General features: G+C 60.1%; 24 protein-coding genes and 1 riboswitch. Of the genes, 9 read left to right on the top strand and 15 right to left on the bottom strand.

The features are described 5' to 3' along the window. Positions 1-3: 3 nt before the first annotated feature. From ACO6TG_RS27015 to cydD, 3 genes are all read right to left on the bottom strand, one after another. Positions 4-1,611, bottom strand: coding sequence for a cytochrome ubiquinol oxidase subunit I (locus ACO6TG_RS27015; RefSeq protein ID WP_422376039.1), 1,608 nt, complete (start codon positions 1,609-1,611; stop codon positions 4-6). A 283-nt stretch (positions 1,612-1,894) separates the two neighbouring features. Then, positions 1,895-3,553: a thiol reductant ABC exporter subunit CydC gene (cydC, locus tag ACO6TG_RS27010; protein ID WP_422376038.1), complete on the bottom strand. Its 1,659-nt coding sequence runs from the start codon at positions 3,551-3,553 to the stop codon at positions 1,895-1,897. Then, positions 3,550-5,385, bottom strand: coding sequence for a thiol reductant ABC exporter subunit CydD (cydD, locus tag ACO6TG_RS27005; RefSeq protein ID WP_422376037.1), 1,836 nt, complete (start codon positions 5,383-5,385; stop codon positions 3,550-3,552). The genes cydC and cydD overlap by 4 nt, the downstream gene beginning before the upstream one ends. 129 nt (positions 5,386-5,514) lie before the next feature. On the opposite strand from cydD, the gene ACO6TG_RS27000 reads away from it, so the two are divergent. Together ACO6TG_RS27000 and ACO6TG_RS26995 are read left to right on the top strand one after the other, a co-directional pair. Next, on the top strand, positions 5,515-5,832 hold the full coding sequence (locus tag ACO6TG_RS27000) for a hypothetical protein (RefSeq protein ID WP_422376036.1): 318 nt from the start codon (positions 5,515-5,517) through the stop codon (positions 5,830-5,832). Positions 5,833-6,002: 170 nt separating this feature from the next. After that, positions 6,003-6,338: a hypothetical protein gene (locus ACO6TG_RS26995; protein WP_422376035.1), complete on the top strand. Its 336-nt coding sequence runs from the start codon at positions 6,003-6,005 to the stop codon at positions 6,336-6,338. Positions 6,339-6,355: 17 nt separating this feature from the next. Here the strand turns inward: ACO6TG_RS26995 and ACO6TG_RS26990 are convergent, their stop codons facing one another. From ACO6TG_RS26990 to ACO6TG_RS26980, 3 genes are read right to left on the bottom strand one after another with little or no spacing between them, the layout of a single operon-like run. Further along, positions 6,356-6,946, bottom strand: a complete 591-nt coding sequence (locus tag ACO6TG_RS26990; protein ID WP_422376034.1) for a TetR family transcriptional regulator — start codon at positions 6,944-6,946, stop codon at positions 6,356-6,358. Between the two features lie 2 nt (positions 6,947-6,948). After that, positions 6,949-7,473: a methyltransferase family protein gene (locus ACO6TG_RS26985; protein WP_422376033.1), complete on the bottom strand. Its 525-nt coding sequence runs from the start codon at positions 7,471-7,473 to the stop codon at positions 6,949-6,951. 35 nt (positions 7,474-7,508) lie between these two features. Further along, complete coding sequence (locus tag ACO6TG_RS26980) at positions 7,509-9,008, bottom strand: CoA-acylating methylmalonate-semialdehyde dehydrogenase (protein WP_094074501.1); 1,500 nt, start codon at positions 9,006-9,008, stop codon at positions 7,509-7,511. Between the two features lie 329 nt (positions 9,009-9,337). Between ACO6TG_RS26980 and ACO6TG_RS26975 the strand changes: the two genes are divergently transcribed. Then, the gene (locus ACO6TG_RS26975; protein ID WP_422376032.1) at positions 9,338-10,219 is read left to right on the top strand and encodes a LysR family transcriptional regulator; all 882 of its coding nucleotides are present in this window, start codon (positions 9,338-9,340) and stop codon (positions 10,217-10,219) included. A gap of 162 nt (positions 10,220-10,381) precedes the next feature. Here the strand turns inward: ACO6TG_RS26975 and ACO6TG_RS26970 are convergent, their stop codons facing one another. From ACO6TG_RS26970 to ACO6TG_RS26950, 5 genes are all read right to left on the bottom strand, one after another. Beyond that, positions 10,382-10,987: a thiamine phosphate synthase gene (locus ACO6TG_RS26970; protein ID WP_422376031.1), complete on the bottom strand. Its 606-nt coding sequence runs from the start codon at positions 10,985-10,987 to the stop codon at positions 10,382-10,384. Beyond that, positions 10,984-11,757: a thiazole synthase gene (locus ACO6TG_RS26965; RefSeq protein WP_422376030.1), complete on the bottom strand. Its 774-nt coding sequence runs from the start codon at positions 11,755-11,757 to the stop codon at positions 10,984-10,986. The genes ACO6TG_RS26970 and ACO6TG_RS26965 overlap by 4 nt, the downstream gene beginning before the upstream one ends. A gap of 5 nt (positions 11,758-11,762) precedes the next feature. Beyond that, positions 11,763-11,960, bottom strand: a complete 198-nt coding sequence (gene thiS / locus ACO6TG_RS26960) for a sulfur carrier protein ThiS (protein ID WP_422376029.1) — start codon at positions 11,958-11,960, stop codon at positions 11,763-11,765. Continuing rightward, positions 11,944-12,921: a glycine oxidase ThiO gene (gene thiO / locus ACO6TG_RS26955; protein ID WP_422376028.1), complete on the bottom strand. Its 978-nt coding sequence runs from the start codon at positions 12,919-12,921 to the stop codon at positions 11,944-11,946. Before thiO ends, thiS begins: the two co-directional genes overlap by 17 nt. A 152-nt stretch (positions 12,922-13,073) precedes the next feature. Further along, positions 13,074-13,193, bottom strand: a riboswitch (TPP riboswitch). A 41-nt stretch (positions 13,194-13,234) separates the two neighbouring features. Further along, positions 13,235-13,762 (bottom strand): AAA family ATPase, encoded by a 528-nt coding sequence (locus ACO6TG_RS26950; RefSeq protein WP_422376027.1) that lies wholly within the window; start codon positions 13,760-13,762, stop codon positions 13,235-13,237. 161 nt (positions 13,763-13,923) lie between these two features. On the opposite strand from ACO6TG_RS26950, the gene ACO6TG_RS26945 reads away from it, so the two are divergent. Then, positions 13,924-14,859 (top strand): pirin family protein, encoded by a 936-nt coding sequence (locus ACO6TG_RS26945; protein ID WP_422376026.1) that lies wholly within the window; start codon positions 13,924-13,926, stop codon positions 14,857-14,859. Here the strand turns inward: ACO6TG_RS26945 and ACO6TG_RS26940 are convergent. Further along, positions 14,828-15,730, bottom strand: a complete 903-nt coding sequence (locus ACO6TG_RS26940) for a DUF6030 family protein (RefSeq protein ID WP_422376025.1) — start codon at positions 15,728-15,730, stop codon at positions 14,828-14,830. The two genes, ACO6TG_RS26945 and ACO6TG_RS26940, sit on opposite strands and share 32 nt — an antisense overlap. 252 nt (positions 15,731-15,982) lie before the next feature. Here ACO6TG_RS26940 and ACO6TG_RS26935 point away from each other — a divergent pair, with 252 nt between their 5' ends. Further along, on the top strand, positions 15,983-16,690 hold the full coding sequence (locus ACO6TG_RS26935; protein ID WP_422376024.1) for a class II aldolase/adducin family protein: 708 nt from the start codon (positions 15,983-15,985) through the stop codon (positions 16,688-16,690). 1 nt (position 16,691) lies between these two features. Next, positions 16,692-17,585, top strand: coding sequence for an ROK family protein (locus tag ACO6TG_RS26930; RefSeq protein ID WP_422376023.1), 894 nt, complete (start codon positions 16,692-16,694; stop codon positions 17,583-17,585). Here ACO6TG_RS26930 and ACO6TG_RS26925 read toward each other — a convergent pair. Both ACO6TG_RS26925 and ACO6TG_RS26920 read right to left on the bottom strand, forming a co-directional pair. Next, a complete protein-coding gene (locus tag ACO6TG_RS26925) occupies positions 17,537-18,481 on the bottom strand; it encodes a class I SAM-dependent methyltransferase (protein ID WP_422376022.1) in 945 nt (314 codons plus the stop codon). The two genes, ACO6TG_RS26930 and ACO6TG_RS26925, sit on opposite strands and share 49 nt — an antisense overlap. A 139-nt stretch (positions 18,482-18,620) precedes the next feature. Continuing rightward, complete coding sequence (locus tag ACO6TG_RS26920; protein ID WP_422376021.1) at positions 18,621-19,610, bottom strand: DMT family transporter; 990 nt, start codon at positions 19,608-19,610, stop codon at positions 18,621-18,623. 229 nt (positions 19,611-19,839) lie between these two features. Between ACO6TG_RS26920 and ACO6TG_RS26915 the strand changes: the two genes are divergently transcribed. Further along, on the top strand, positions 19,840-20,415 hold the full coding sequence (locus ACO6TG_RS26915) for a MarR family winged helix-turn-helix transcriptional regulator (RefSeq protein ID WP_422376020.1): 576 nt from the start codon (positions 19,840-19,842) through the stop codon (positions 20,413-20,415). Positions 20,416-20,465: 50 nt separating this feature from the next. Here ACO6TG_RS26915 and ACO6TG_RS26910 read toward each other — a convergent pair whose 3' ends face one another. Further along, complete coding sequence (locus ACO6TG_RS26910) at positions 20,466-21,332, bottom strand: LysR family transcriptional regulator (RefSeq protein WP_422376019.1); 867 nt, start codon at positions 21,330-21,332, stop codon at positions 20,466-20,468. Between the two features lie 95 nt (positions 21,333-21,427). Here ACO6TG_RS26910 and tmpA point away from each other — a divergent pair, with 95 nt between their 5' ends. Further along, complete coding sequence (gene tmpA, locus ACO6TG_RS26905; protein WP_422376018.1) at positions 21,428-22,570, top strand: 2-trimethylaminoethylphosphonate dioxygenase; 1,143 nt, start codon at positions 21,428-21,430, stop codon at positions 22,568-22,570. Next, positions 22,567-23,157: a (R)-1-hydroxy-2-trimethylaminoethylphosphonate oxygenase gene (gene tmpB, locus ACO6TG_RS26900; RefSeq protein WP_422376017.1), complete on the top strand. Its 591-nt coding sequence runs from the start codon at positions 22,567-22,569 to the stop codon at positions 23,155-23,157. The genes tmpA and tmpB overlap by 4 nt, the downstream gene beginning before the upstream one ends. The last annotated feature ends 67 nt before the right edge of the window (positions 23,158-23,224 follow it).

Raw genomic sequence — 23,224 nt, 5'->3', positions numbered from 1 at the left:
GTCTTACTCCGCAGGAACCGAGGCTGAATTGGGAACGACGGGCCGCATGGTCGGCGGCGGCAGCGTTTCCGCGGCCTCGCCATCGTCCGGTCCGATCTTGATGTATTTGATCATCAAGGTGATCTCGATCACCAGAAGCGTGCTGTAAAGCGCGATGAAGCCGGCCAGGGTCAGGAGCACTTCCGTGACGCTCAGACTGGAGACGGCGGCAGCGGTCGGCAGCATGCTCTCGATGATCCAGGGTTGCCGGCCATATTCGGCAACAAACCAGCCCATTTCGCAGGCAATCCACGGCAACGGGATGGCCCAGACAGCGACATGAAGCAGCCAGCGGCGTTTCTCGCGCAAAACATCAAGCTGCCCGGACGAGGAATAGTAGAAGAAGATCGCCGTCATCAGAATGAAGAAGAAGCCGCAGGCGACCATGATGCGGAATGCATAGAACATGGGCCAGACTTCCGGCACCGTCGACCAGGCCGCCGCCTCCACCTGTTCCGTCGTCGCGTTCAGCGGGTCGTCGGTAAAGGGCAGCAACAGGTACGCGTAGCCAAGTGAACTCTCGTTCTGCATGAAAGTCTCGCGCAGTTCCTGGCTTGCCTTGGACGGATCCTCGCGGATCTGCTGCAACGCGTCCCAGGCGATCGCACCCTGGCGGATCCGGTCCTTGGTACGGTCCACCAATTCATGAATGCCCGGGATCTCGGTGTCGAGAGAGCGCGTCGCGATCAGGCCCATGACATAGGGCACTTCAATGGCAAAGACGTTCTCGCGCTTTGCCATGTCCGGCCAGGCGACAACGTTGAAGGCGGCCGGTGCCGGTTCCGTGTGCCACATGGCCTCGATGGTCGCGAGTTTCATCTTCTGGTTCAGATTTGCCTCGTAGCCGCTTTCGTCGCCGAGCACGACGACCGACAGTGCGGAGGCAAAGCCGAAGGCGGATGCTATCGCCATGGAGCGTTTGGCAATCGCGATATGGCGGCCGCGCAGCATGTACCAGGCCGATATGCCGAGCATGAACATGGCGGCGGTCACATAGCCAGCCGATACGGTATGCACGAATTTGGCCTGGGCGACCGGATTGAACAGGACGTCAAAGAAGCTGGTCACTTCCATGCGCATGGTATCCGGATTGAAGGCCGCTCCGACCGGATGCTGCATCCAGCCGTTGGCTATCAGGATCCAGAGCGCCGAGAAATTGGTGCCAAGCGCAACCGCCCAGGTGGCGGCCAGGTGCTGGCGCTTGGACAACCTGTCCCAGCCGAAGAAGAACAAGCCGACAAAGGTTGCTTCGAGGAAGAAGGCCATCAGGCCCTCAATCGCCAGCGGCGCACCGAAGACGTCGCCTACATACTGGCTGAAATAGGCCCAGTTCATGCCGAACTGGAACTCCATCGTCAGGCCTGTTGCCACCCCGAGCACAAAGTTGATCCCGAACAGCGTGCCCCAGAATTTCACCATGCGCTTCCAGATCTCGCGACCCGTCATCACATAGACCGTTTCCATGGTGGCGAGCAGGATCGACAGGCCGATGGTCAAGGGCACAAACAGGAAGTGGTAGAGCGCTGTCATGGCAAATTGCAGCCGGGACAGGTCAACGACGTTGAGTTCCATCGCATTCCCCCTTTTCAGGCCGAGAGCCTGAGCAAAAGCTTTGGTGAAGACCCTGCTCTGCTTCACCGGCAACCGAAAGACCGTCCCTTTCGGTTGCCAGGCCTTGCGCCGCCCCTTCTTCCCGGGCGGCACCTAAACCGAGTCTTCGAATGTGTCGATGGTGACCCAGCCCCTTGGCAAGGTCAATGCGACACTTGCGGCGCAACAACTTTAAGGCGAGAAAAACTGAACCGGAACTGTTTGAAAAACGAGGGGTTTGCCGAAAGCAGGTCCGGCGCCACGTCTACCGGGCGCCCAGATGCAACACGCGGCCGGCCCTGTCCAGTTCACGCTGTTTGTGGGCAATCATCAGCACCGCAGCGTCCCCGCGGGCGGCAAAGAACCGATCAAGCACATCTGAGGCGGTCTCCTCGTCGAGCCCTTCTGTCATCTCATCAAGAATGAAGAGGCCCGGGCGCGTCAAAAACGCGCGTGCCAGCGCCAGCCGGCGAAGTTCCCCGCCGGACAAACCGATCCCGCCCTCCCCCAGGACGGTCTCCAGTCCGGCCGGACCGGTCGCAATCCGGTCCGCCAAAGCCGCCTTTTCAAGCGCTGCCCAGAGTTCACCATCGCTCGCGCCCGCGCCGGCGATGCGCAAATTGGCAGCCACCGTATCGTTGAAGAAGAAGGGCTTTTGCCCCAGGACCGTGATCCGGGACCGCAACCGCTGTTCCGCGATCTGCTGCAAGGGCTCTCCATCAAGGAAGATATTTCCACGCTCGGGGTCGAGAAGCCGGGCGGCAAGCGCCACTAGGGTGCTCTTGCCGCAGCCGCTTCTACCTGCGACCGCCATGACTTCGCCAGGCCTGACTTGAAAGCTGAGCCCCTCAACCGCCTCCCGATGCGCGCCGGGATAGCAGAACGAAACAGCTTCAAAGCAAAGCACATCCGTGTCCGGTCCAGGCAACGGCTGCCCGTTGCCCTCAGCACCGATTTCGCCAGGACTTTCCCCAACGGCAAGAAGACCGCCGACCCGCCTTGCGGCCAAATTCACCCGTGGCATCCGAATGAGGCCCGGCAGCACCAGGTTGACGATCTCGGGCAAGGCCATCACCACCAGCACGAGCCCCGCGGCAAAGGCAACGCCAAATTCCCCTTCTGCCACGCCAAGGATCGCGACGGTCAAAAACGCAGCCAGAAACAGCTGCCCGATCAACCCGGACAGGACCGTCAACCTCAGAGCGCGCTCTTCTTCTGCATCTTCCGTCTTGTGCAGGCGGTCTTCGGCAGCAAGCACGCTGTTGGCGGCACGGCCCAGCCCCCCATAGATGCTCAGATCCCGCCGTCCGGCCACAAGATCCGCCGATCTCAGCCTCATGGCCTCCAATGCGGCATCCGCCCGCCTGGCCGTGTTGAGGTTCGGCCGGAAAACCGGCACCAGAAAAACGGCAGACCAGAGACAAAACAGCAGGAAACCGGTTGTGAGCACAGGGATCGAAACCGACGCCCACCAGGCAACAAGCGCAACCGCCGCGACAATGGCAACCGTGCCCGGAACGACCAGGCGCAGATAGACAAGATCCAGAGCGGCAATGTCGACAGTCAGCCTGTTGAGCGAGACAGCCGAGCGTGCGCCTCGCCTTCGGGTCTGGATGTATCCGGCGAACACCTGGTTGCGGAGCTGGAGAAGAAACCGGAACGTTGCCTCATGGGTCAGCAACCGTTCACCGTAGCGGCCGCCGGTGCGCATGATGGCCAGGGCACGAATGATGGCGCTCGGCGCAAAAATGTTCAAGAACGCCCCGCTCAGGCCCGCAAGGGCGGCAGCGGTTATAAACCAGCCGGACACGCCGAGCAGGAGCAGCCCGGCAGCAGCGGGCACGAGCGAAACAAGAATGCCGAGCGTGAAAGAAAGCCGGTCGTGTTGGTACTGAGACCGGATGATCCGCCAAACCGATGTCATGAGACGCCTTCTCCAACGGCCCGCATGTCCTGTTTCTCCAATTCGACCACACGGCCCGGCAAGGCTAGCACCGCAGGATCATGTGTCGCGATGATGGTCGTGCGCCCGACTGCAAGTTTCTCAAGACCCTTGATCACAAGACCCGCTGTTTCCCTGTCCAGAGCGGCGGTCGGTTCGTCTGCAAGTAACAGTCCGGCATCTTTGCGCATGGCGGCACGGGCAAGGGCGATCCGCCTGATTTCTCCGACGGAAAGACCAAAGCCGTCTTCCCCCAGTTGCGTTGCAAAACCGTTTGGCAAGCGCTCGACAAGCTCCTTTGCCCCGGCCAGTTGTAACGCGCCCCAAAGATCCGCATCCGTGACAGATTGGGTGTCTCCGGTCCCCCTCAGCAGGTTCGATTTCAGACTGCCATGAAACAGTCGTGGGGTCTGGTCCAGCCAAGCCACACTCTGCAACAGGCCATTGCCCAGTTGGCGTGGTGTAGACCCATCAATCTGGACAATACCTGACTGGGGCAGATGAAAGCCCAACAGGCAATCGAGCAGGCTCGTTTTGCCGCTTCCGCTCCGGCCGGTCAGAAACACTGTCTCCCCGGGCGCGATGTCGAGATCGAAGTTTTCAAAAACGAGCGTTCCGGCCAACTCCAGCTTCAAGTCTTTCACATGGATGGCAGGTGCAGCTTGTGCCTCCGCTGGATCTTGAAAAGCCTCGCCGCACCTGGAAGGCCCCTTGGCGCTAGGCCTCTGCAGCAGGCTTGCCAGTTTTTCCTGTGCGGCAAGACCCGTCGCCCGATCGTGATAAGCCGCAGCATATGCTCTGATCGGAGCGAAGAATTCCGGCGCCAGCAGGAGGACGAACAGCCCGGCAGAATAGCCGAGCGGCTGTCCCCAGGTGCCGACGGAGAGATCGCCCAGCAGCGTGAAACCAATAAACACGGCTGAAAAGGCGATCCCGAGTGCGGAGAAGAGTTCCAGAACAGTGGAGGACAAAAAGGCGATCTTGAGAACGCTCATGGTGCCCTTCCGGAAACGCTCCCCTGCCTCGGCCACATCCTTCCGGGTCCGTTCCAGGGCCCCGAACAGTTCCAGTGTTTCCAGCCCCTTGATACGGTCGAGCAGGACACCGCTCAGCCGAGTCAATTCCTCCTGCTGACCGGCGCTTGCCGCCTGAGCGCGCATGCCGATCAAGGCCATGAAGAGCGGAATGACCGGGCCGCACACAAGCAGAATCAGGGCGGCCAGCCAGCTGTGCCAGAGCGTTACGAGAACAATTGCCAAGGGCACGATCTTCAGTCTTGGAAGCTGCGGCACATAGTTGCGGTAGTAGGGCCCGAGCAGATCCACCTGCTCGCTGATATGGGCGGCAAACGCCCCGGAAGACGGAAATGGTTCGGCCGGTGACGTTTTGGAAGCTGCAGCAAGCAACTCCGCCCGCGTCCTGCTTTGCACCTCCCGCGCGGCCTGTCTTGCAAGCCGTGCTCCCAGATACTGGAGACCGGCCCGCACCAGCGCAAGGCCGGCAAAACATGCTGCAAAGACAATTGTCTGACGTATCAGATTGGCAGAAGAACCGGCTGACGTCGGCTCATTCGGCAATGCGGCAAAAACGGTTCCAAGCGCAAGGGCGATCAAACCCGCCTGCGGAATCCAGAAAAGATCGGAAGCCGCGACAAGCAGGCCTGCCCTTTTCAGGCGCTTCCGGTCTGCCGGTACAGGTTGACCGATCTCAGCAGTCTCTTTACCCCGCGCCGAAGCATGGTTCGCACAATGATCTGGTTCGCGCCCGTGTTTTCCCATCGAGTAGTTGATGTCGCGCTCGACAGTGAATTTCAAGGGGCGACTTGCCACGCTCCTGAATTGCCCCGGACAAAAAAAGCCAAACTCTCCTGACAGGAGGCTGTCAGGACGGCTGTGTCATGAAGGGGCAAGGGAATTTCCCCTTTCAAATTCATGGAGATACCAATGACAGAGCCCTGCCTCGAACTCGTCGTTTTCAAAGTCAAGGACGCCGACAAGGCACGTAGTGCCCGGCGCGCCGCGCAGGACACCGTGAGTACCTATGACGGTTTTCTTTCCTGGACCGCCTATGAAGCCTGCGAAGATCAGGGCCTGTTCGCCGATGTGGTCATGTGGCGTGATCTGAGCTGTGCCAAGGCCGCTGCGGACAAGGTCATGAAGGATCCCGGCTTCAAAGCCATCATGGCGGAAATCGACGGTCTGGTGACCATGTCGCACTATCAGGCCGACCGGACGGTCACCGCTGACGCCGCCGCAGCCTGACCCTTCCAGCGGCTCCTTGAACGCGGGTTTGCGGAGCCGACTTCAAAAAGCGGGCCTTGCGGGCCGGTTTCCGTGTCAGTATCGCTTAAGAGGCTTGTGGCTTTGGGGGCAGGACTTATTCATCCAAATGAATGAGTCCTGACCCTGGACCAGCGGAAACGGAGAGCGGCATGAAGGACAGAAAACCCGGGCTCGGCGACTTTGGCTATATCATCGCCGGCCGGCTCTTCGCGTCCCTGATCGCCGCCCTTGCCGTGAGCATTGCGTTTGTGCTTGTTCTGGCTGGCTACTACCTCCAGGCCGCCGGCGGCCTGCTGTCCCTTCTCATTCTTGCCTTCGCCGCCCAGCAACTGATCCTGACGCTTGATCCGGTCAGACCCTCCAACTTGCTCGGAATGGCCAACCGGTCGCAGCAACCGGGTGTGTTCTGGCCGCTTTTCCTGCTTTGTGCTCTGACAATTACAGCACTGGTTGTCGGCATCATCTGGTATCTGCTCGTTTATTAAGACTTTGCGGAACTGCGTTAGGCCATCCGGCGACGTTCCAGTTCTTGAAGAACCGCCATCAGAACTGCATCGGCCCGCTCAGCCGTACACCGGTCCCGGAACCTCGCAATCAGGAACGGATCCCGAAACAACTGGGTCGCGTCTGCAACCAGAGTGCAGCCTGCTGCCAGATCAGGGCCACGAAACTCCGGTTCCAGGATGCTGGCCAATATCTGCTGCAGGCGGTCAACATGGGCCATCACGGGCTCCGGATGCTCTTCCGCCAGCCTGAGATAGGCCCAAAACAGCTCCGGGTCCTGATCATATCGTGCAGACTTCAGCTCGCGCTGAACATGAACAAATGCAGTCAGTTTGTCTTGCCAACGCGCAGCTGTGTCAGTCCTTGCTGTCAGCTCTGCCTCGATTTCCCGAAACCATCTTTCGGCCAGAGCTGCCATCAGGGAAGCCTTGTTCGGGAAGAAGCGATAGACATTGGACTGCGACATCCGGCAATCGGCAGCAAGATCCGTGACGGAGAACCGCGCCGACCCCATGCGCTTCAGGCGCCGCTCCGCCGCCGTCAGAAGTGTCTCCCGAATTTGCTCAGCATCAACCTTTGGTCTGGGCATCTCTAGAACCATCGCCTCACGCGGGTTTTGTAATCGTTGTAAGCCGCCCCAAAGGCATCTGCCGCATTACGTTCTTCCAACGGGATGTACCAGAACTGGGCCGTCAGAAAAAAGGCAAGTGCGAACAGCACGTTCAAAGCTTCGTTGGTGCAGATGGCCGCCCCCAGCAGGATCAACAGAAAGCCCAGATACATCGGATTTCGTGTAACCCCGTAGATGCCGTCGCTCACAAGTTTTGTCGGCTCGCGAAAGGTGTGTATCTCGGTTTTTTCCGCCAGAAAGCGGCTATGACCGCTCCTGAGAATGGCAAAGCCGGCACTGGCGACAATGAGCCCGCTCCATTGATAGGGCGACGTCAACATCGGTGCACCCGGACAGAAAACCGTGACCGGGATCATCGACAGCAGAAAAACACCGACAAGGACCGGTGGAATGATGTGAGGCATAGCCAAACTCCCTTCTTTAATGATAAATAATAAAAAACATATTTTTTCATTTTTCAAGCCAAAAGAAGGGCGCCCGACCATTGGCGGGGCGCCCTGCTCGTTCAGCCTTGTAAGGCTTATTTCATGGTCGGGATCACGAATTCCGCACCATCCTTGAGGCCGGACGGCCAGCGGGACGTGACGGTCTTGGTGCGGGTGTAGAACTTGAACCCGTCCGGACCGTGCTGGTTGAGATCACCGAAGCCGGACTTTTTCCAGCCTCCGAACGTGTGATAGGCGAGCGGCACCGGGATCGGCACGTTGATGCCGACCATGCCGATATTAATGCGGGACGCAAAATCGCGTGCCGTGTCGCCGTCACGGGTAAAGATGGCCGTGCCGTTGCCGTATTCGTGGCTCAGCGGCAGATCGAGGGCCTCTTCGTAGCTTTCGGCGCGAACAACCGACAGCACCGGGCCGAAGATCTCGGTCTTGTAGATTTCCATGTCCTTGGTGACGTTGTCGAACAGGCAGCCGCCCATGAAGAAGCCGTCTTCATAGCCCTGCATGGAGAAACCGCGGCCGTCGACCACCAGATTGGCGCCTTCCTTGACACCCTGATCAACAAGGCCCTTGACGCGGGTCAGAGCTTCCTTTGTGACAAGCGGACCGAAGTCGACATCGTTGCCGGCGGTGTACGGCCCGATCTTCAGCGCCTCGACCTTCGGCGCCAGCTTTTCGATCAGCGCGTTTGCGGTGCTCTCGCCAACCGGAACAGCAACGGAAACAGCCATGCAGCGCTCGCCCGCTGCACCGTAACCGGCACCGACCAGAGCGTCGGCTGCCTGATCGAGATCAGCGTCCGGCATGATGATCATGTGGTTCTTGGCCCCACCGAAACACTGGGCGCGTTTGCCGGAAGCCGTTGCGCGGGCATAGACATATTGTGCGATCGGGGTGGAGCCGACAAAACCGACCGCCTGGATGGTTTCATCGTCCAGGATCGCATCGACCGCGCTCTTGTCGCCGTTGACTACGTTCAGAACACCTTCCGGCAGACCGGCTTCGATCATCAGCTCGGCCAGCATGATCGGCACGGACGGATCGCGCTCGGACGGCTTCAGGATGAAGCTGTTGCCGCAGGCAATTGCCGGGCAGAATTTCCACATCGGGATCATGGCCGGGAAGTTGAACGGCGTGATGCCGGCAACAACGCCGAGCGGCTGACGCATGGAATACATGTCGATGCCCGGTCCAGCGCCTTCGGTGAATTCACCCTTGAGCATATGCGGTGCACCGATGCAGAACTCGGCCACTTCCAGACCGCGAATGACGTCGCCCTTGGCATCCGGCAAGGTCTTGCCGTGTTCGCGGGACAGGGCCTCGGCCAGCTTGTCCATGTCGCGGTTCAGAAGGTCGACGAACTTCATCATCACGCGTGCACGGCGCTGCGGGTTGGTGGCCGCCCAGGCCGGCTGCGCGGCTGCAGCATTGGCAATGGCAGCGTCCATTTCCGCCTGGCTGGCAAGCGCGACCTGCGCCTGCACTTCACCCGTGGCCGGATTGTAGACATCTGCATAACGGCCGGACGTGCCTTCCACACGCTTGCCGCCGATGAAATGACCGATCTTTTCCATGTCGCGTTTCTCCCAAACTGCCGGACGGTCCAGCGCCGTTAGGGCACCCGCCGGATCTGGCATTGTTTTGACTTTATTTTTTGCCACAAACAAGACCCATCATTCCGGATCTGTTGTGCAATTTTTATAGTTATGGCAAGAACGATGCGATGACGCTTCGTTGTTGTGACGATAAATCCAATCCCTGTTCATTGTCATCCCGGCCGAAGCGAAGCAGAGAGCCGGGATCCAGTACGCCGCAGCGGCTGCTCGCGCCAACTGATGCCTCACATTACGGCCCCCACCTTCGCGGGGATGACAACTGACAGAAAACAGGTGAGTGCCACGCCATGAACTGGGACGACATTCGAATTTTCCTGTCGATTGCCCGCACCGGCCAGATCCTGGCAGCGGCGCGGCGGCTGGGGCTGAACCACGCAACGGTCGCCCGGCGGCTGACAGCGCTAGAGGACAGTGTCGGCACAAGACTGTTCGACCGCTCGACTTCGGGCTGTGTCCTGACGGATGCCGGCACAAGATTTTTTGAACGGGCTGAAAGGATCGAGGCGGAAGCGCTCGCAGCGGAAGCGGATCTCGGTGGCGACACGCCAGGCATTACCGGCACCGTGCGTATCGGCGCTCCGGACGGTTTCGGGGTCGCCTACCTCGCCCCGCGCCTTGGCCAGCTGACGGCACGCCATCCGGGCCTGACGGTGCAGCTCGTGCCCGTTCCCCGCTCCTTTTCCCTCTCGCGGCGCGAAGCGGATATCGCGGTCACGATCGACCGGCCGGATACAGGACGGCTGGTTGCCGGCAAACTGGTCGATTATTCGCTCGGTCTCTACGCGTCGAAGACCTATCTGAAAGAACACGGCACACCTACCTCATCAGGCGACCTCGGCGCACACGATCTGATCGGCTATGTGGAAGATCTGCTCTATTCGCCGTCCCTCAATTATGGTGCGGAAATCTCGCGGGACTGGACAGCAAGGTTCGAGATTGCATCTGCCCTGGGACAGACGGAGGCTGTGCGCGGCGGCGCCGGCATCGGCATCCTCCACGATTTTATCGCGCGCGATGACAGCGCACTTGTGGCCGTTCTGCCCGAACTCAAGTTGAAACGCGCCTACTGGATGGTGACACATGAAAGCTCCCGACCGCTGCGCCACGTGGCCGCCGTACAGGAGTTCTTGCGCGATCAGGTCGCGCGCGATAAAGCGATTTTCGGATAGCACTCCATTACGCCGCGTAGAGTGCTATCGCTATTGCCGGACTTGATCCGCTCCCATGCCAAAACCGTCCATCGGACAAGATCGTGACAAGAGGCCGGCGGACGATCTGGATGTCTTGGCCTGGCCCCGACAAGACGGCGATTGGGCCCCGTCCCAGGGCACCTAACGCCACTGCGCCGTTGCCGAGATCCATTCCCGCGTCCGGGCTTCCGGGTCCGAATTGCGGGTGATGTCGGTGACCACCGCCGCGCTGTCGGCCCCGTTTTCAAAGACGCCGGGCAAGCGTTCCGGATTGAGACCACCAATCGCGACCAGTGGCAAACCGCCGATCTGTTCTTTCCACCTTCCGATTTTCTCAAGGCCCTGTGGTGCCCATTTCATCTTCTTCAGGATGGTCGGATAGACCGGGCCCAATGCAACATATTGAGGCGCAACGGCGAGAGCTGTTTCCAGTTCCGCGCCGTCATGGGTGGAAACGCCGAGTTTGAGGCCCGCTCTCCTGATGGCATCGACATCAGCGTCAGCCAGGTCTTCCTGACCCAGATGAATGAAATCACAGCCCTCATCGATGGCCAGCTGCCAATAGTCATTGACGATGAGCTGGCAGCCGTGCTCGGCGCAGATCTCTTTCGAGGCCGCGATTTCTTCGCGCAAAATGCGCTCCGGCTGGTCCTTGATGCGCAGCTGTACAAGCTTCACGCCAAGCGGCACCAGGCGCCTGATCCAGTCTGAGCTGTCGACAATCAGGTAGAAGGGATCGAGTTTCATTCAAACACCGCCATTCCGATAACCGGGGTTGAGGGAACCGCCATGTCGCGCGGTTCCAGAGGTACTGCTTCATAGGCCAATCGCCCGGCCTCGACCGCTCCGGCAAAAGCCCGGGCCATGGCCACCGGATCGCCGGCCTTGGCAACGGCCGTGTTCAACAGGACGGCATCGAAGCCCAGTTCGAGAACCTCAGCCGCATGCGAAGGCCGGCCCAGGCCGGCATCGACCACAAGCGGGATATCCCTGAAATGCGCACGGTAGCTTTTCAGCGCGTCCGGATTGACCGCCCCCCTGGCAGAGCCGATCGGCGCGCACCAGGGCATCAGGACCTGGCAGCCTGCCTCCAGCAGCCGCTCGCCGACAATTACGTCCTCGGTCGTGTAGGGAAACACCTTGAAGCCGTCCTCGCTCAGGATCCGAGCGGCTTCAACAAGGCCAAAGACATCGGGCTGCAGGCTGTCGTGATGACCGATCACTTCCAGCTTGATCCAGTCCGTTCCGAAGAGTTCGCGTGCCATCTGCGCCGTGGTCACCGCTTCGCGAACCGTATGGCAGCCTGCGGTGTTGGGCAGAACGCGCACCTTCAGGTCACGGATCAGGTCCCAGAACTTGCCGCCTGCGCCGTTGCCCGCGCTTTCCCGCCGCAGCGATACGGTCAGGATTTCCGTACCGGAGGATTTGATCGCGTCCGCCAGGATCCTGGGCGATGGATATTGTGCCGTGCCCAGCAGCAGCCGCGATGAAATGCTTTCCCCGTAAAAGTTCAGCATCGCTCTCAGCCCCCCTGCATCGGCGACAGGATCTCGATCCGGTCGCCCTCCCGCAGTGCGCAGGCATTGCGGACTTCCGAACTGACGAGTTCGCCGTTCCGCGCTGTTGCCAGGAAAGCGTGCTCATAGTCCAGCTCCTCAAGGAGCAGGTCCAGGGTGGCGCTTTTAACGTCCCGCGCTTCGCCGTTAATAATGAGCTTCAAGGCGAGTCTCCTGATGTTGCGTGGTGATCATGTCTGCCGCCAGGTCCGCAAAATGCGGTGCCAGCAGGAAGCCGTGGCGGTAAAACCCATTGACAAAGATGGTGTCTCCCGCCCGCCTGACACGCGGCAGATTGTCGGCATAGGCCGGCCGAAGCCCGGCACCGGTCTCAACAATCCTGGCTTCGGCGAAGCCCGGATGCAGGCTGTAGGCGGCATTGAGCAATTCCATGGTGGACCGCACGGTGACCGGTCCATTGTCGCCGCTTTCAATCATGGTCGCGCCGATCATGAAGTGTTGGTCCTCGCGCGGAACGACATAGACCGGAAAACGCGGATGCAGCAGGCGCACCGGCCGTGCCAGGTGAACATCCGGTGCGTGCAGGATCAGCATCTCGCCGCGCACCGGGCGCAGGTCCGGATCGCGGGCAGCCATGCCGGTGCAATCTGCGGTCAAACCCGATGCGTTCTCGGAGCAATCGCTCCTGACGTGAAAATCGACACCATCGGCGATCAGGTCATCAAGGAGCATTTGGAGCGCCGCACGCGGATCGAGATGGGCTTCGCCTTCGAAAAAGAGACCTTTTGCGAAACGCCCCTCCAGCTCCGGTTCAAGAGCTGTTACCTCACTGCGGTCAAGCAGCCGATAGCCGGATGTTCTTAGCGCAAACCGGTCGAGTTCTCGGGTATCCCTGGCAGGTGCCACCACCAGTGTTCCCCTTCTCCGCAACAAGCCGGGTACGGCGCGATCCCACCAGTCGATGGCACCCTTGCCAAAGCGCAGCACCGGCTCTTCTGCGTTCTCCCGTTCGCACCAGGGCGCCAGCATGCCGCCCGCAAGCCAGGAGGCGCTGCCGCTCCAGTCCGAACGCCTGTCCACCAAACTGACCTTCACCTTGCGCCGAAGCAGCTCCCGCGCCAGCGCAAGACCAGCGACACCGGCACCGCGGACCAGGACTTCCATCACCAAGTCCCCTTTGTGCAGGAGTATGCATCTCTACGGTTTCCAACGACTGCCAAGTGTTTTCCTTCCGGCAAAGACCCACAAGCGGTCTCGGGCAGATAGATGGTCAACTTGAAGAAGGAGGAGCCAGCATCCTGCGGAATTGTGACCCGAACGGATCGCAGGCACCTTCCCTTCGCCAGCATGACCTGGATCAGGTTCATCGGGTCCCTGCGCTGCGCATTGCGCCCTGCAGCATCTCAGCCCCTTGCGGGGCACCCCGGGTGTGGTTTCCTTGTGCAGCCCGGTATTCGAACTGTCAAGAAGCCAGCCTTCAAACAGCAGTCGGCTCCACGCGGGAAAGAAAGTCTCTGACCTCCCTCAGATCGGTCAGCCGGTGAACGCGCAGATGGGCGGGAGGATTGTCCTGGATCCGCACCAGCTTGTCGCGGGCGGAGTGACGCGTGCGCCAGATGAACTGCAGGAATTCTATGGTCTGGAGGTTGAAGCGCTCCGGGCAGCCCTCCGGTAGATCCGGTCGACTGCGCCCGTAGTATTTCACCGACCGCTTCAGGACACGAAACAGTCTAAGACCGACCGGTACATCCAGCCAGATGAAGGTGTCCGCCCGCGCGATCCGTTCGGCATAAGTGCTCGAATGACCACCTTCGAAGATCCAGCGCTCTTTTTGGTGCACTTCATGCGTCAACCGGTCCTTCTCTTCCCGGGAACGCGCAACCCAGCCCGGCCGGTAGTGGATCTTGTCCATGTGAAAGACCGGCAAACCGGTTTTCTCGCCAAGCGCGGACGCAAGCATGCTCTTGCCCGAGCCGGGACCGCCGACAATCATGACACGTTTCATTTTGTACCTTCTAGGGTCGGGACCCAAATGCTCTGGAGGGCCGGCGTTTATACACGCATTGCAAGACATTGAAACCGGGAAACAGACTGTTCAATGGACACTTTTGCAATCGTCACCCTATCTAGGTGGCAATGACATGACAGCGAATGAAGGAGAGGCCCATGAGCTGGCTGAACTGCCCTGACCCCACCCCTGGCGATGCAGCAAGCTGCGATCCGATCGACACGATCATTGTTCCGCGCACCTCCGATCTCGGCGGTTTTTCCGTGCGCCGCGCCCTGCCCTCCGCCAAACGGCGCATGGTTGGTCCGTTCATCTTTTTCGATCAGATGGGTCCGGCTGAACTGCTGGTCGGCGGCGGTATCGACGTGCGCCCGCACCCGCATATCGGTCTTGCCACGGTGACCTATCTCTTCGAAGGCGAGATGTATCACCGGGACAGTCTCGGCACTGAAATTGCCATCGCCCCGGGCGCCCTTAACTGGATGAGTGCCGGCAAGGGCATCGTGCATTCCGAGCGTGAACGACCGGAACGGCTGCAACAGACACGACCGCTCTTTGGGCTGCAAAGCTGGGTGGCTCTGCCCAAACATCTGGAAGAGGGCGACCCGAGCTTTCAGCATCACGGGGTCGAGGACCAGCCGGAATTCGCCGACAAGGGCGCGTCGGTCAAATTGATTGCCGGCGAGCTTTACGGTCACAAGGCCCCGGTGAAAACCGCCTCCGACATGTTCTATGCCGATATCAGTCTGGAACCGGGCGCGAGAATCCCGCTGGATGCCGGATGGGAAGAACGTGGCCTTTATACCGTCTCAGGGCAGATCACGATTGCCGGCCAGAGCTTCGACCCGGCCCAATTGCTCGTGTTCAAGCCTGGCGACCACCTGGTGATCGAAAACAACTCCCCGGCCCCCGCGCGGTTTGTTGTGCTTGGCGGCGAGCCGATGGACGGCAAACGCTACATCTGGTGGAACTTCGTTTCCTCCTCCAAGGAGCGGATCGAACAGGCCAAGGAAGACTGGAGACAGGGCCGCTTCGACACAGTCCCCGGCGATGCAGAGGAATTCATTCCCCTGCCCGATCGTCCGGGCCCCTGACGCTCCAGCCGCTTTCCAGTGGCGGTGCCTGTTCAAATCTGTCGGCGGGCCGGATCAGGTCCGGCTCGCCGAAATCCATAATGATATTCATGCGTCGGCTCGCGCGCGGATCGCCGGTCAGTTTCGGGTCTTCCGGAGCGACCGAAAGCTGCACGCCGCGATGGTTTGTTTCCAGCTTCGAAAACCCTGAGACGGCCTTTCTGAAAGTGTCGGGCACGGTCCAGCCGTAGCGCCCGGCCAGTGCGTCAATCACCAGCCAGACCGCTTCCAGGCCGATCTCCTTTTGACGCGGATCTTCCACAACCAGTTTCAGCCGGAGATAGTCAATCTTGTCTTCGCCCGGACCGCGCAACAAGAGAAACAGCGTTGTCGCGCCATAATCAACACTCGGTGTGGTCAGCGGCACCAGATCGGAGGCGCATTGCCAGCGGTCCTTGTGAAAGGGCGCCTTGCGCCAGCCCCGATTGGTCAGACCGAGCTCCTGAAGCTCGGCACACAGCGCGTCCGGCTTGCCCAGAAAACTGCGTTTCAGTTCCGCGGCGAGTTCCGGCGCCGGCCGCAGCAGCGCTTCGCGTGCGGTCTCCTGCAAGGGCAGCAATGGATCGGGCAACCCCGGGCCTGTCGAGACGGGCTGGCTGGTCCAATCCTTCAGGACATTCAGGGTCACTCCACCGACGGCAAATCCGGCCGTCAGCAAGGCCAGTGTTCCCCAGAAATAGTAAGGCGTTACAAACGGTCGCCTGACGTTGCCCTCACCTGTCGACCGGTGAACCGCTGCACCCCGATCCTGCAGCCTGTCTTCAGGTTGCTGGAACGGATCGTCTTCCTGATCCGCCCAGCGAGGGCCGGCATTGCGTTTGCCGGAGCGCATCGCACCAGGTTCCTTTGGCGAACGCTCAGGCCGTGCTGTGCGCGCCGCCGTCAATAACTGCCTGATCCTGTCCGCTAGTCCTGCCATCGTCACCTAAACCGGCATCCTTTCTGACCGGATGGTCAAGGGTTCGGGATTTATCAATACAAACTCTTGAAAACGCAACCGGATACCTGTCATCTATGGCCGCCGCTGCGGCCTGCCCGCAATTCCGTCTCATCTGACCGTCCCAAGGCACTGAAGAGGTTCAGGATGTCCTCCTTTCCAGGCGATTCAGCCACGCTGCGCCAAGACATTATCGAGACAGCCCGATCGCTGCCACGGCTGGGACTGACCAAAGGCACGTCGGGGAATGTCAGTGCACGCACTGATTCCGGTTTTTTGGTGACGCCTTCCGGAACACCCTATGAAACTTTGACGGAAGACAAGATAGTCGCGCTCGATCTTGACGGCTGTTACCGCGGTGACGTGCTGCCCTCCTCCGAATGGCGCATGCACCTGGATTTCTACCTCGCCAAGCCGGATTGCGGCGCGGTGGTGCATTGTCACAGCCCGCGCGCGACGGCCCTGTCCTGCCACCGGCGCGGCATTCCGGCCTTCCACTACATGGTGGCTCTTGCCGGGGGGGACCGGATCGACTGCGCCGACTATGCGAGTTTCGGCACAAGAGCCTTGTCCGAGGCAATGATCCGCGCACTGGGCGAGCGCAACGCCTGCCTGCTCGCCAATCACGGCCAGATTGCCGGCGGCCCGACCCTTTCAAAGGCGCTCTCTGTGGCCGAGGGCGTCGAAGACCTGGCAGATCAATATCTGTCCGCGCTCACATTGGGTGACCCGGTCATACTTGATGACGCGGAAATGACCGAAATTCTGAACAAATTCAAAAGCTACGGCAAGCAGACAGCGGAACTGGCGGACGGCCAGGCCGCCGCGTTCGAACTGCCGAAACGGGTGGACTGACATGCGACTTGGAATTGACTGGGGTGGAACGAAGATCGAGATCATCGCTCTGTCCGGAACAGGTGACGAAATCTTTCGCAAGCGCGTGGACACGCCGCGCGACGACTATGACGGCTGCCTGCAGGCCGTCAAACATCTGGTCGACGCCGCCGAGCAAGCTACCGGTGAAAGTGGAACCCTTGGTCTCGGTATCCCGGGCTCCCTGTCGCCAAAGACCGGTCTGGTGAAAAACGCAAACTCGACCTGGATGAACGGCAAGCCGCTGGACAAGGACCTGCAGGCCGTTCTCGGCCGGCCGGTTCGCATCCAGAACGACGCCAACTGCCTGGCCGTCTCGGAGGCCACCGACGGGGCCGGCGCGGGAGCCCACATCGTGCACGCGATCATCATTGGCACCGGCAGTGGTTCGGGCATTGCCATCGACGCGAAGGCCCATCTTGGAGCCAACGGCATCGGCGGAGAATGGGGCGGCATTACGGTTCCCTGGCTCAAGCCAGAGGAATTTCCGGGTCCGGACAGCTGGATCGGCCACAAGGGCGTTATCGACCGCTGGTGTTCCGGCACCGGGTTCCAGCTCGACTATCAGGACAAGACAGGAACGCTGCTGAAAGGCCATGAAATCATGGAGCTGAAACGGTCGGGCGATGCCACCGCGACAGCCGTCTATAAAGCTTATGTCAGCCGGCTCGCGCGGTCGCTTGCCATGTCCGCCAACCTGCTTGACCCGGATGTCTTCGTGCTGGGCGGCGGTATGTCGAACATCGATGAACTCTATGAAGACCTACCGCCTGCGATGGCGCCCTACATCTTTTCAGACACGTTCGACACGCCGATCCGCAAGGCGGTTCACGGGGACAGTTCGGGTGTGCGCGGTGCGGCCTGGTTGTGGGGCTGAGGCCGCCAGAACTTCAATGAGCTCAGGACCTTTTTCAGCCCAGGCTTGAGCTCTCTCATGATGGCCGCGCGTGTCTTTGCCGCGCCGGCCTGATAGTGCCTGGCCACTTTTTCCTGATCGACCGCGCCACCGACACGGAACAGGAACGAGTCGGCATTGTTCTGTTTCACCAGGGTGCAGCCGAGGCCCGCCATCATTCCGATCAAGGCGTCCTCGGTGAAATAGTATTTGTGCGAAATGTGAAAATGCTGCAGCCACTGGCGCGCCCGTTGACGGTCGATGATCGGCGTTGCCACCAGCAAAAGCCCATCCGGAGCGCAGCAGCTGTCGATGATCTCCCCCATCTCCTTGACGGGATCAATCATGTGCTCGATCACATGTGAAACAACGACCAGGTCATACCGTTTGGACGGTGCATGCGGCTTGATGCCGTTTTCATAGGCATACTGGCTGTAGTTGTTTTCCACCTCGTGCAGTGACAGCTCCTTGCCGGCCTCGATAAAGTCAGCCGTCTTGCCACCGGCACCGCCGCCATAATCGAGCACGGTCTGAAACTGGTCCATCACGTCGCTGAAAAACGGCACGATGGACAAGGCACGCTGCTCGCGAAACAGCTGCTGCGGCGACCGGTCGGTCCGTTTCACGTTGCCATAGACATTGCGGTAGTAATAGGCCGCTGTCTCGTCGGTGAAATACGGATTGGCGCGCAGCGTGCCGCAGGTCTCGCAAGCCACGATCGGCAGGAAATTGCGGTGCCGTGACACGGTCGAAACCACTGTGGCCTCCGTGCCGCCGCAGGTGCATTTCGTGAATTCGAACGTGTGCTTCTCGATGTCCGGAAATTCGTCGAACTCTTCCCGGTATTTGTAGTTCGTCTTGTTGATATCGAAAAGCATGCGGAAATGGCTCTGACGCGGTTGAGAGTGCTTCGCTGGTATCCGACAGCCGGAGCCCCGTCAACACGTTCCGGCAAATGCAGGACCCCGGCGCACCGTCTTTTTGACGCGGCTTCACCGCCGGGGTCTGGAAAGCCGTTCAGCCGAAACGGCGGCCGAGCGTGACCAGAACGATGCCTGCGCCGACGGAGGCCACCGCTGCCAGTTTCGCCGCGTTCGGGATCTCGCCAAAGACCAGATAACCCAGGCCGAGGCCAACAACGGCAGCAACGGATCCGATCTGGCTGAGATAAACGGGGCCAGCCGTCTGCTGCAGCCGAAAGTAAAGGCCATACTGAACCGCAAAAATTGCAATCTGAGCCACCAGCAGGCCGACAGCTGCCGTGGACCAGTCCTGCGGCACAACGGGAACGCCGGTGGCGAGATTGAAGGCGCCCAGCGCCAGAAAACCGGTGGCCATCATGCCCAGCGCAAGGTTGACCGGTTTTGCCCCATCCGGCCATTTCAGCGTGCGATAGATATTGCCGACGGCCAGGAACACCGGGATGGAAAGCGCAACCGTCGACCACCAGGAGGCTTCAACGGAAAGCTCTGCGCCCGACACGGCCAGAAGCACCCCGCCTGCCAGTCCGAACAGCACCCCTGCTCCGCGCAGGACCTGCAGCCGCTCAAGCCGGAGCAAGACGGCCAGGGCGTAAGTCAGGACCAGTGGAAAGGCAAAACTGAGAGAGACGAACCCGGCCCCGACCTTGGGAGCGGCAACCACCGCAATCATGTTGGGTGCAATGAACAACAATCCGCTCAGGGTGAGGTATATGACGAGCCGCCTGTCCAGGCCGATCACGGCTCCGCCTTGCCGCACGCCCTTGCCGAGACCGGCCATCCTGGTGATCAGGTAAAGGCCAGTGGCGCCTCCGAGAATGGACCATTGCAAAAGAGCAAGCGGATGCCAGCCAACCTGGGGGGCCGCCTTGGCGATCACCGTGGAAACGGCGAGAAAACTGCCGACCACCAGCAAAAGGACCAGCGGCTGATCCAGCAGTTTTTCCCTTTGCTTCACTGAGGCCGGCTCTTGACCATGCAAGAAAGCCGCTTCCCGCCTCTCCTCCCGGCTGATTGTGTCCGACATCGGAACATCCTTTCAAAATCCGGCAAAGGCACCTCGCCCGCCGCTGTCAGAGAGATAGCATTATTTATCTTGATTTCAAGATACTTTATTTCAAGATTCTTGATTTTGATTGACACGTCGCCCCCCTTTTGAAATGATCTGAGTTGAAAAGAAGATATTTTTCAGCGCGTTAGAGAGTCACCTCTTGTCAGGCGCGCCTTGAAACAAATAGAATTCCGGACCAGAGACCATGAGCAAACCTTCTTCCAGACAGACACCGCCAAAAGACAATCTGTTTGGAGACCCGGAGGATCTGCTCATCGACCGGGCAGAGCGCGCACGGCGGCAATGGCAAAAGGAAATGCCTGACTACAAGGACCAGCTGTCGCCGATGGTGCTGCTGGGACGGCTGAACGAGGCGTCGCAGGTCATGAGCAGGGATTACCTTGCCCCCTCCTACGCAGACATTGGTTTGAAGACCGGCGAGTTCGACGTTCTGGCCACGCTCGTCCGCTCCGGTCCACCTTACAAGCTGACGCCAACCGAGCTCTACAGGACCACCATGATGAGTTCGGGCGGCATGACGGCACGGGTCGACAAGCTGGAGAAGGCCGGACTTGTGGAACGCTGCCCGCACCCTGAGGACCGCCGTGCGCTCACCGTGTGCCTGACGGAAAAAGGTCTGAAGCTGATCAAGACAAAGATCCCGGACTATATTGCGACACAGCATGCCGCCATTGACGGGCTAAGCGGCGAGGAACAGCAGCAATTGTCGGGTCTTCTGGAGAAACTGATCCGCTCGGCCAACGAAAAGAAGACACCTTAGAAACACCAAAACACGATCCGACCGCCACCTGTCCGCAGCACGGTGGCCAACTAGGCCGGACGATCGCGCAACACAGCTTCAAGCTGGCTCCATTGGCGGCGCGTGACTGCGTCTCTGGAGGCCAGCAACCAGTAGGTTTCGTGATGCGGCAACGTTTCGGTCGTCACCTGTTTCAGCGTTCCCGAAGTCAGCTCGTCCCGGCAAAGCGGCAGGGACGCCAGCAACACGCCGTGCCCGGCGCGCGCCGCGGCCAATGCAGACACCAGCGTATCGAAGCGTAGCGACGGCAATGGGGTTGTCGGCACACCAAAGCGCGCGCTCCAGTCAGTCCACCCTGGGCGCGGTCCGGACAAGGCAATGCGCGGCAACTCCGTCCAGGGCATCGTCGACTTGAGGAGTGCGGGCGAAGCCACGGGCGCAATGCGCTCTTCAAATAGGGCCATCTTGTAGGCCTGCGGCCAGTTGCCCGCGCCATAGCGGATCCTGACCAGATCGTCTTCCTGAGCGGCATCGGTCGCCAGGACCATGGTCTGGAGGGAGAACTGGGTTTCGATCCCGGAAGTCAGTTGCACCAGCCGCGGCACGATCCAGCGGTCAATGACGGTCGAACTGGCCGAGATCGTCAATCGCTTGCGCGCTCCTCCGAAGAGCCCTTCGGAGCTTTCCCGCAAACTGTCGAAGGCGGAGCGGACATGAGGCAGCCAGGCCTCCCCTTCAACCGTCAACGCGATGCTGCGTGCCTGGCGCAGGAACAATTGCGTGCCGAGATGTTTTTCCAGTTTGTCGATCCGTTGGCTGACAGCAGACTGGGTCACCCCTGTTTCGTCCGCTGCTGCAGTGAAACTGCCGCATCGCGCCGCAGCCTCGAAGGCCCGGATCCATTCCAGCGGGATATTGTCAAACCTGGATCGAACCATTAGCAAATCGTACCCTCAGACCGGTAATTCCTAATTTGATTTTATGGATAGATGCTTTGATCCTAGCCTTCAACCAAGGATCACAGGACCGGACCATGTCAGACGTTTCAATTCACGAGGATGGCAAATATCTTGTCCTCAGCACCGCAAGTGGCAGCCACCGTTTTCATGCCATCTGGCTGCGCGACAATGCGGCGGACCCGGAAACACGCTCCCCGGGCAACGGCCAGCGCCTGATTGCCTTGCGCGACATTGCCCCTGACATTCGCATCAGCACGGCGAAGGTCCAGGCGGGGTCACTTGAGGTTACCTTTGTCCCGGAAAACAAGACCATCGCCTATGACCTTTCATGGCTGTACGATCATTCCTACGACAGACCGGCAACAGAAACCCTTGGCTGGACGGCGCCTGATATCGAGACCTGGGACAGTCAGCTGAACGACCGGGTCCCGTCAGCAGACTTCACTGCTGTAAAGTCCAATGAGGCTGCGAAACGTGACTGGCTTGAAGATGTCGCCCGCTCCGGCTTCGGCAAACTGACGGGTGGTCCGGTCGTGGATCAGGCCCTGATGCAGGTCGTGGAATTGTTCGGTTTTGTGCGTGAGACCAATTACGGTCGGCACTTTGAAGTCCGCACCGAGGTCAATCCGACCAATCTTGCCTATACCGGACTTGGGCTTCAGGCCCACACCGACAATCCCTACCGTGATCCCGTCCCGACCATTCAGGTGCTCTATTGCCTTGAGAGTTCGGCGGCCGGGGGCGAGAACATGATCGTGGACGGTTTTGCGGCCGCGCTGCGCCTCAAACAGGAAAACCCGGACTGGTTCGACGTGCTCAGCAGCCATTGCGCCAGGTTCGAATATGCCGGAGAAGCCGGTGTCAGGCTGCGATCCCGCAAGCCGATGATCGAACTGGCGCCGGACGGCGAGCTGATCGCTGTGCGGTTCAACAACCGCTCCTCCGCGGCGATCACCGATGTTCCGTTCGAGAAAATGGAAACCTACTACCAGGCGTACCGGCGACTGGGCGAGATCATCGACGACCCTGCCATGGAGGTCAGCTTCCGCCTGGAACCCGGCGAGTGCTTCCTTGTTGACAACACCCGCGTCCTGCACGCGCGCAAGGCCTATTCCGGCACGGGCACACGCTGGCTACAGGGCTGTTATGCCGACAAGGACGGCCTGCTGTCGACCCTGGCGGCGCTGCAAACCTGCGTTCAGGAGGCAGCGGAATGAGCCAGCAGAACGGAAATGAACTGACCCGCGAGACAATCGTTGCCTTCCTCGGAGACATTTTCGAGCGGTGCGGCGATGAAGAATATCTCGGCGAGCCCGTTACCATGGCGCAGCATATGCTTCAGGGCGCGACACTTGCCGAGCGGAACGGGCTTGAGGAAGACATCATCGTCGGCGCCCTCCTCCATGATATCGGCCATTTCACGTCCGAGTTCGGCACTTTTTCGATGAACGACACGGAAGACAGGCACCACGAAGAGGCCGGGGCCGACGTGCTGAGCCGGTTTTTCCCTGATGTCATTACCGACTGCGTACGCTACCACGTCGCCGCCAAGCGCTATCTTTGCGCGACCAAACCGGACTACTTCAAGCGCCTCTCGGACGCTTCCATCCATTCGCTCAATCTTCAGGGCGGGCCGATGAATGACGAGGAAGTCCGGGAATTCGAGAAAAACCCGAACCTGAAACAGATCATTCAGGTGCGTTATCTCGACGAGGCCGGCAAGCAGCCAGACATGGAAACCCCGGACTTCTGGCACTTCGCTCCCATGGTGCAACGGATCGTTGACCGGCATCTCGGGGTCTAGGGTCAGAACCCATTAATTTGAGTGGGCCCCGGACCTGATGCCTGACATGTTATCAGGTCCCCGCGCC

It is taken from the genome of Roseibium sp. (genome assembly GCF_965233565.1).
Taxonomy (GTDB): Bacteria; Pseudomonadota; Alphaproteobacteria; order Rhizobiales; family Stappiaceae; genus Roseibium.
The sequence above is the reverse complement of the archived record's forward strand: the minus strand, read 5'-3'. Positions and strand labels throughout refer to the sequence as shown.

Excerpts from the sequence above, each read along its gene's own strand:
- ACO6TG_RS27015 (WP_422376039.1), bottom strand. The coding sequence starts at position 1,611 with ATGGAACTCAACGTCGTTGACCTGTCCCGGCTGCAATTTGCCATGACA.
- cydC (WP_422376038.1), bottom strand. The coding sequence starts at position 3,553 with ATGACATCGGTTTGGCGGATCATCCGGTCTCAGTACCAACACGACCGG.
- ACO6TG_RS27000 (WP_422376036.1), top strand. The coding sequence starts at position 5,515 with ATGACAGAGCCCTGCCTCGAACTCGTCGTTTTCAAAGTCAAGGACGCC.
- ACO6TG_RS26995 (WP_422376035.1), top strand. The coding sequence starts at position 6,003 with ATGAAGGACAGAAAACCCGGGCTCGGCGACTTTGGCTATATCATCGCC.
- ACO6TG_RS26990 (WP_422376034.1), bottom strand. The coding sequence starts at position 6,946 with ATGCCCAGACCAAAGGTTGATGCTGAGCAAATTCGGGAGACACTTCTG.
- ACO6TG_RS26985 (WP_422376033.1), bottom strand. The coding sequence starts at position 7,473 with ATGGTCGGGCGCCCTTCTTTTGGCTTGAAAAATGAAAAAATATGTTTT.
- ACO6TG_RS26980 (WP_094074501.1), bottom strand. The coding sequence starts at position 9,008 with ATGGAAAAGATCGGTCATTTCATCGGCGGCAAGCGTGTGGAAGGCACG.
- ACO6TG_RS26975 (WP_422376032.1), top strand. The coding sequence starts at position 9,338 with ATGAACTGGGACGACATTCGAATTTTCCTGTCGATTGCCCGCACCGGC.
- ACO6TG_RS26970 (WP_422376031.1), bottom strand. The coding sequence starts at position 10,987 with ATGAAACTCGATCCCTTCTACCTGATTGTCGACAGCTCAGACTGGATC.
- ACO6TG_RS26965 (WP_422376030.1), bottom strand. The coding sequence starts at position 11,757 with ATGCTGAACTTTTACGGGGAAAGCATTTCATCGCGGCTGCTGCTGGGC.
- thiO (WP_422376028.1), bottom strand. The coding sequence starts at position 12,921 with ATGGAAGTCCTGGTCCGCGGTGCCGGTGTCGCTGGTCTTGCGCTGGCG.
- ACO6TG_RS26950 (WP_422376027.1), bottom strand. The coding sequence starts at position 13,762 with ATGAAACGTGTCATGATTGTCGGCGGTCCCGGCTCGGGCAAGAGCATG.
- ACO6TG_RS26945 (WP_422376026.1), top strand. The coding sequence starts at position 13,924 with ATGAGCTGGCTGAACTGCCCTGACCCCACCCCTGGCGATGCAGCAAGC.
- ACO6TG_RS26940 (WP_422376025.1), bottom strand. The coding sequence starts at position 15,730 with ATGCGCTCCGGCAAACGCAATGCCGGCCCTCGCTGGGCGGATCAGGAA.
- ACO6TG_RS26935 (WP_422376024.1), top strand. The coding sequence starts at position 15,983 with ATGTCCTCCTTTCCAGGCGATTCAGCCACGCTGCGCCAAGACATTATC.
- ACO6TG_RS26930 (WP_422376023.1), top strand. The coding sequence starts at position 16,692 with ATGCGACTTGGAATTGACTGGGGTGGAACGAAGATCGAGATCATCGCT.
- ACO6TG_RS26925 (WP_422376022.1), bottom strand. The coding sequence starts at position 18,481 with ATGCTTTTCGATATCAACAAGACGAACTACAAATACCGGGAAGAGTTC.
- ACO6TG_RS26920 (WP_422376021.1), bottom strand. The coding sequence starts at position 19,610 with ATGTCGGACACAATCAGCCGGGAGGAGAGGCGGGAAGCGGCTTTCTTG.
- ACO6TG_RS26915 (WP_422376020.1), top strand. The coding sequence starts at position 19,840 with ATGAGCAAACCTTCTTCCAGACAGACACCGCCAAAAGACAATCTGTTT.
- ACO6TG_RS26910 (WP_422376019.1), bottom strand. The coding sequence starts at position 21,332 with ATGGTTCGATCCAGGTTTGACAATATCCCGCTGGAATGGATCCGGGCC.
- tmpA (WP_422376018.1), top strand. The coding sequence starts at position 21,428 with ATGTCAGACGTTTCAATTCACGAGGATGGCAAATATCTTGTCCTCAGC.
- tmpB (WP_422376017.1), top strand. The coding sequence starts at position 22,567 with ATGAGCCAGCAGAACGGAAATGAACTGACCCGCGAGACAATCGTTGCC.